The organism is Streptomyces sp. WELS2 (genome assembly GCF_013870595.1).
Taxonomy (GTDB): Bacteria; Actinomycetota; Actinomycetes; order Streptomycetales; family Streptomycetaceae; genus Streptomyces.
In genome coordinates this window covers 1-7,109 of the sequence record NZ_JACBWZ010000287.1, presented here as the reverse complement: position 1 = coordinate 7,109, position 7,109 = coordinate 1, and the positions used below count along the sequence as shown (strand labels likewise).

Below are 7,109 nucleotides of genomic sequence, written 5' to 3'. Positions count from 1 at the left end.
TGATGACCAAGGACCAGGAGCGCTACGGCACCTTCTGGCGGTGCTCGCCGTCGACCAGGAAACGGGCCCGGTTGAGCCCCTCCGTGCTCACCCCCGGCCGGACCCCGCCCGCGGCTCGCAACGCGTCGGCCACCCGGGCGCCTGACGGCAGTCGCAGGATGCCCGGTTTTCGGACCTTGCCCCCGACGTCCACGACGATCTCCCCGCCGGGTGCCGCCGAGGCGGATCCGGCCACCGCGGTCGCCGTCTCCTCCTTCTTGGGGAAGGGCGTCTGTGGGCGGACCACTCGCGGGGCACTCACGGACTGGGGCCGGCCCGACCAGAAGTGCTGCCCGGCGAAGACGGCCGCGGCCACGAGCACCACGGCCAGCGCCACGACCGCTCGCCGCTCCACGCCGTACCGCGTCTGGAGCCACACCGGCATCCGCTCCCTCAGGGCCAGCCCGACGCGTTCCCGCCAGCCCGAAGCCGCGGGCGGTTCCGCCCTTCCCGGTCCCTCCGGTTCCGGCGACTGCGCACCACCGGCCTGTTCGTCCCCCGGTGAAACGGCGGACGGCCAGGGCGGTGGGGCCGGGTCGGCCGGTGAGCGCGGCGGGACCGTGCCCTGCTGCGGCACAGCCGTGGTGGCTGCCGTCACCGGTACCTTCGGTCGTAAGGGTTCCCGCACCCTCCGCCGCGCCCACCCCGGCGCCGGCCCCCGCACCGTCGGCCGCACGGGCTTCAGCAGCGCCGTCCCCGATGCCGGCCCTGCCGATCCCGATACCGGCCCTGCCGACCCCGGTGCCTCCGCCGGCACCGTCCCCGGCGTTTCCTCCCTCCGCCCCGCCGATGCCGGCGCACCCGCGAAGCCGACCGCACCGGGCGGCGCGTTCCCGGACTCCCGCCACCGCGCCGCCCGTTCACCGAAGAGCACTTCCGCCCGGCGGTGCAGCTCCTCCGCAGGCGCCGGTGACCGACGTCGGCCTCGACGGTGTTCGACGGATCGGGGCTCGGTGGCGCGGTATTCGGCGGAGCCGGGCTCGCCGGCGTGGTGTTCGGCGGTTCGGGGCCCGGTCACGCGGGGGTGCGGTGGTCGGTGTCCGGTGGCGCGGCGGTGCCGGACGCGGCCGTCGGAAGCCGGGCCACGGCCGGGGCCGCTGGTCGGGGTCGCGATGCGGGAGCGAGGTCGAAGTGCCATGCGACGAGGATGGGGCACTTCGCCGCATCACGATGATCTTGATGATTTCCCGTGCATTACCGACCGGTTGTGGATAAGTCCGCCACCCACACGAGTGAAACCGGACGGGTCGACGGGCCGACGGCCGCCCCGACCTCAGCGAGGCGAGACGACCGCCCCCAGCAGACCAGGACCGGTATGCGCCCCGATCACCGCTCCGACCTCGCTGACGTGCAGGTCGGCCAGGCCCGGGACGCGTGCCCGCAGCCGGTCGGCGAGTGCGGCGGCACCGTCGGCGGCGGCGAGATGGTGCACGGCGATGTCGACCTCCGCGTTGCCCGCCCGCTCCACGGTGAGCTCCTCCAGGCGCGCGATCGCCTTGGACGCCGTACGCACCTTTTCGAGCAGCTCGATACGGCCGTCCTCCAGCTGGAGCAGGGGTTTGACGGCGAGTGCGGAGCCCAACAGCTTCTGCGCGGCGCCGATGCGGCCGCCTCGGCGCAGATAGTCGAGGGTGTCGACGTAGAACACCGCGGATGTGCCGGCGGCCCGTTTCTCGGCGGCCGTCACCGCCTCGTCCACCGTGCCGCCGGCCTCCGCGGTCTCGGCCGCGGTGAGCGCGCAGAAGCCGAGGGCCATGGCGACCACTCCGGTGTCGACCACGCGCACGGGCACCGGTGCCTCGCGTGCCGCGAGGACCGCCGCGTCGTAGGTGCCGGACAGCTCGGCGGACAGGTGCAGGGAGACGATGCCGTCGACGCCGGACTCGGCGAGTCTGCGGTAGGTCTCGGCGAACACCTGGGGGCTGGGGCGGGAGGTGGTCACGGAGCGCCGCTTCTGCAGCGCCTGGGCGAGGGAGCGGGTGGAGATCTCGTTGCCCTCTTCGAGCGCCCGGTCGCCGAGGACCACGGTCAGCGGGACCGTGGTGATGCCGTGACGCTCCGTCGCCCGGGGCGGCAGATAGGCCGTTGAATCGGTGACGATCGCGACATGGCGGGACATGAGCTGGAGGTTACCTGGCGTAGTGCCCGCTCGGCAGCCCGGCCCCTGTCGTGTGCCCGGCGAGCGCTCCGCTCATGTGGTGCTCTCGGGGCGGGGCTTCTTCTGCCACGGGACGGTGGGGCGCCACGAGGTCCCGGTGATCGCGTCCGGAGCGGGGCGCGTGGTGGCGTGGGCACCGGCCGCATCGGAGCGCGCCCGTCCCGTGGCGGGTCCGTCGGCGGGGGTGGCGGGGGCGTCGGACCAGTGCGCGGACGCCTGGCCGGGTTCGGTTCTCGTCCAGTGGCGCAGGGCGTCGGCCTCGAGGTCGATCTGGGCGCTGAGGTGGTCCAGATCGTCGTCGGAGAAGCGGCGGGCCCGGTCCCGGACGGCCCAGCGCAGGGAGTCGGCGGACTGGGTGATGCGCTCGGTGCGCGCGCGCAGTTCGGGCAGGCGCGCGGCGAGTGTGGCCCGGTCGGGCTCGGTCTCCAGGCGCTTGAGGTCGGCGTCCAGGTCATGCCCGTGGACGCTGAGGCGTTCGAAGAGGCCGAGGGACTCCTTCAGCGACTCGTCCTCGGCCACGCCCGCGTGCAGCGCGTCCTGTGTCGCGCGCATGGAGGTGCGCAGTGCGAGCCGCAGCCGGGCGACCTCGCCGGCCGGCCCGGGCTGGGCGACGGACTTGGCGCGCAGGGTGTGCTCCTCGACCGTGCGCCGGGCCTGCGCGATGGTCCGGTCCACACCGCGCTTGGTGGCGCGGACGGCCTTGACCGTGGCGTAGGCACCCAGGCCGGCGAAGATCAGGAAGAGCAGGGCGAACACGGTGAGCACTACGTTCATGGCGCTCCTCCTCCGGTCGGGTGCGGTACGGCCCGCTGCGCTTCTCCACGGTAAACGCAACGGGCAGGTCCGGAGTTCCGTCCGAACCCCGAACCTGCCCGTAGGGGACTACCCCGAGCCGGTGGAAACGCCCTTTTTCGCGCCCCGGTTGCACGCCGTGTGGGCGGTGTGCGCCGGTACCGGCCCGGTCGTGCGCCGGTAGTTACGCGGGAACGATGTTGACCAGCTTCGGCGCCCGCACGATCACCTTGCGGATGCCCGCGCCGCCCAGCGCCGCGATCACCTTCTCGTCGGCCAGCGCCACCTTCTCCAGCTCCTCCTCGGAGATGGCGGGCGGCACCTCCAGCCGGGCCTTGACCTTGCCCTTGACCTGTACGACACAGGTCACGGTCTCGTCGACGACGTAGGCCGGGTCGGCGACCGGGAAGTCCCGGTGGACGACGGAATCGGTGTGGCCCAGCCTGCGCCACAGTTCCTCGGCGATGTGCGGGGCCAGCGGGGCGACCATCAGCACCAGCGGCTCGGCCACGGACCTCGGCACCGGGCCACCGGCCTTGGTCAGGTGGTTGTTCAGCTCGGTGACCTTGGCGATGGCGGTGTTGAAGCGCAGGCCCTCCAGGTCCTGGCGCACGCCGTCGACGGCCTTGTGCAGGGCGCGCAGGGTCTCGTCGTCGGGCTCGGCGTCGGTGACGGTGACCTCGCCGGTGGTCTCGTCGACGATGTTGCGCCACAGCCGCTGCAGCAGCCGGAACTGGCCGACCACCGCGCGCGTGTCCCACGGGCGGGAGACGTCCAGCGGGCCCATGGCCATCTCGTACAGGCGCAGTGTGTCGGCGCCGTACTCGGCGGCGATCTCATCCGGGGTCACCGCGTTCTTCAGGGACTTGCCCATCTTGCCCAGCAGGCGGCTGACCTTCTCGCCCTGGTAGTAGTACGCGCCGTCGCGCTCCTCCACCTCGGCGGCCGGCACCGCGATGCCCCGGCTGTCGCGGTACACGTAGGCCTGGATCATGCCCTGGTTGAACAGCTTGTGGAACGGCTCCGCGGAGGAGACGTGCCCCAGGTCGTACAGGACCTTGGACCAGAAGCGCGCGTACAGCAGGTGCAGCACGGCGTGCTCGGCGCCGCCGACGTACAGGTCCACACCGCCGTGCGGCAGGCCCTCGCGCGGGCCCATCCAGTACCGCTCGATCTCCGGGTCCACCAGCTTGCGGTCGTTGTGCGGGTCCAGGTAGCGGAACTCGTACCAGCAGGAACCGGCCCAGTTGGGCATGGTGTTGGTCTCGCGGCGGTACTTCTTGGGGCCGTCGCCCAGGTCCAGGGTGACGTTGACCCATTCCTCGTTGCGCGACAGCGGGGTCTCGGGCTGGGTGTCGGAGTCGTCCGGGTCGAAGGTGCGCGGGCTGTAGTCCTCGACCTCGGGCAGCTCCAGCGGCAGCATCGACTCGGGCAGGGCGTGGGCGACGCCGTCCTCGTCGTAGACGATCGGGAAGGGCTCGCCCCAGTAGCGCTGGCGGCTGAAGAGCCAGTCGCGCAGCCGGAAGTTGACGGTGCCCTCGCCGATGCCCTTGTCCGCCAGCCACTCGGTGATGCGCGCCTTGGCTTCGGCCACGCCCAGGCCGTTCAGCCTCAGGTCGTCGCTGTCGGAGTTGACGATCTTCGCGTCGTAGGAGACGAAGGCGTCGTCCCAGGTGGACGGGTCGGTGCCGCGGCCGTCGGTCGGCTCGACCACGCAGCGGACGGGCAGCTCGAAGGCGCGCGCGAAGGCGAAGTCACGGCTGTCGTGGGCCGGGACGGCCATGATCGCGCCGGTGCCGTAGCCCATCAGGACGTAGTCGGCGATGAAGACCGGGATCCGCTCGCCGCTGACCGGGTTGGTCGCGAACGCGCCGGTGAAGACGCCGGTCTTGTCCTTCGCCTCGGCCTGCCGCTCCACGTCGGACTTCGAGGCGGCCTGCGCGCGGTAGGCGGCGACGGCCTCGGCCGGGGTGGCGTGGCCGCCGGTCCACACCTCGTGCGTGCCCTCGGGCCACGCCTCGGGGGTGAACTTCTCGACCAGCGGGTGCTCGGGCGCCAGCACCATGTAGGTCGCGCCGAACAGGGTGTCCGGTCGGGTGGTGAAGACCGTGATGCGCTCGCCGTCGATCGGGAAGTCTATGCGGGCGCCCTCGCTGCGGCCGATCCAGTTGCGCTGCTGGAGCTTGATGGCCTCGGGCCAGTCCAGCTCCTCCAGGTCCTCCAGCAGCCGGTCGGCGTAGGCGGTGATGCGCATGTTCCACTGGCGCAGCTTGGCCTTGAAGACCGGGTAGTTGCCGCGCTCGGAACGGCCGTCGGCGGTGACCTCCTCGTTGGCCAGCACGGTGCCCAGGCCGGGGCACCAGTTGACGGGCGCGTCGGAGGCGTAGGCCAGGCGGTACTCGCCCAGGATGTCGGCGCGTTCACGGGCGCTCAGTTCGCTCCACGCGCGCGTGGTGCCCGGAATGGCGCGTTCACCGGACTCGAACCGGGCGATCAGCTCGGAGATCGGGCGGGCCTTGCGCGCCTCGTCGTCGTACCAGGAGTTGAAGATCTGCAGGAAGATCCACTGGGTCCACTTGTAGTACTCCGGGTCGATCGTGGCGAACGACCGGCGCTTGTCGTGCCCCAGGCCCAGCCGGCGCAGCTGGGCCTTCATGTTCTCGATGTTGGCCTCGGTGGACACGCGGGGGTGCGTGCCGGTCTGCACGGCGTACTGCTCGGCGGGCAGGCCGAAGGCGTCGAAGCCGAGGGTGTGCAGGACGTTGTGGCCGGTCATGCGCTGGAACCGGGCGTAGACGTCGGTGGCGATGTAGCCCAGCGGGTGGCCGACGTGCAGGCCCGCGCCCGAGGGGTACGGGAACATGTCCATGATGAACTTCTTGGGCTTGGCGGCCAGCTCGGGGTCGCCCGCCAGGTCGCCCGTGGGGTTCGGCGCCGCGTAGGTGCCGTCGGCGTCCCAGAAGTCCTGCCAGCGTGCCTCGATCTCGGCTGCCATGGCGGCCGTGTAGCGGTGCGGCGCGGCCTCCGCCGACGCGGCGGTGGCAGCGGGGTTCGTCTCGCTCATGATCCTCAAAGCTCCATCGATCGTCTCTGCCTGCGGAAATGAAAAAACCCCTCACGCAGGAGGGGATGCCGCGCCGATGCCGACCTCACGGCTGGACCGGGGTCGGTACTGATCAGCGCGGCCCGCTAAGCAGAAGGCGTACGGCACGCATGGCGCTAGGGTACCGCAGCCCTTGAGCAAGCCGCGACGCGCTTCCGTATCCCTGAAGGACATGTCCACGAAGCCCGCCGGTACGGAAACAAAGGTCAGCGATTACTTCGCGTACCTCTCCCTATGGGACGCCACTCCGATCAGATTGTCCGTCGATAACAACGCAATAACCCAAACCACGTACTGATCGGTATGGCGCCACTTAGAGTGCGGCAGCGGGACCGCTCACCCGAAACTGCTCGGAGTCGCCCCCCATGAACCCTCGTCGTCGTACCAGCTCGCTTCCCCTACCGGGCCGCTCGGCCTATGGGGTGGCGTCCGCTGTCGCCTTGCTGCTCATACCCGTGTCCGTGCTGGCCGGAGGCGTTCGGTTCCGCGAGTTCCTGAACTTCGGCGCGGGCGTGCTGTCCCTCGTCTCGCTGAGCTGCTCGGTGATCTGGGGCCTGTTCGCCCAGGACCGGATCTTCCTGAACACCCGGCACCGGATCATCGGCCAGGCGGTGCACCGGACGACCGCGGTCGCCTCGATCGCGTTCCTCTTGCTGCACATCACCACGAAGATCGCGCTCGGCCACACGGAGGTGATCGCCGCGGTCGTGCCGTTCTCGCTCGGCGTCACCGGGATCGCCGGTCTGATCGGGCTGGGCTCGCTCGCCGGCCTGCTGATGGTCTTCGTGGGGGTCACGGGCGCCCTGCGCGGAGCCCTGGCCGCCCCGGCCCCGGTCGCGGCGCGCTGGCGGGCCATGCACATGCTGGCCTACCCCGCATGGTGCGCGGCGCTGATCCACGGTCTCCACGCGGGTCGCGCGGCCAAACCCGTCTTCGTGATCCTCTACAGCCTGTCGCTGCTCGGTGTGATGGGCGCCCTCGCGCTGCGCGCCGCGCCGCGCCCGGTCAAGCGCAGGG

General features: G+C 71.4%; 4 protein-coding genes and 1 pseudogene. 1 reads left to right on the top strand and 4 read right to left on the bottom strand.

Annotated features, from left to right (window positions below; all coding sequences use genetic code 11):
* Positions 1-22: 22 nt before the first annotated feature.
* The 4 genes from H5J33_RS17945 to leuS form a co-directional block, all read right to left on the bottom strand.
* Positions 23-418, bottom strand: coding sequence for an SLBB domain-containing protein (locus tag H5J33_RS17945; protein ID WP_309485426.1), 396 nt, complete (start codon positions 416-418; stop codon positions 23-25).
* 894 nt (positions 419-1,312) lie between these two features.
* Positions 1,313-2,158, bottom strand: a complete 846-nt coding sequence (locus tag H5J33_RS17940) for a DegV family protein (RefSeq protein ID WP_181795948.1) — start codon at positions 2,156-2,158, stop codon at positions 1,313-1,315.
* Positions 2,159-2,230: 72 nt separating this feature from the next.
* Positions 2,231-2,971, bottom strand: coding sequence for a hypothetical protein (locus H5J33_RS17935; protein WP_181795947.1), 741 nt, complete (start codon positions 2,969-2,971; stop codon positions 2,231-2,233).
* 202 nt (positions 2,972-3,173) lie between these two features.
* Entirely contained in the window at positions 3,174-6,053 is a 2,880-nt protein-coding gene (leuS, locus tag H5J33_RS17930) for a leucine--tRNA ligase (protein WP_181795946.1), read from the bottom strand.
* A 404-nt stretch (positions 6,054-6,457) separates the two neighbouring features.
* Between leuS and H5J33_RS17925 the strand changes: the two are divergent.
* Positions 6,458-7,109, top strand: a pseudogene (locus H5J33_RS17925) (cytochrome b/b6 domain-containing protein); the annotation flags it as partial.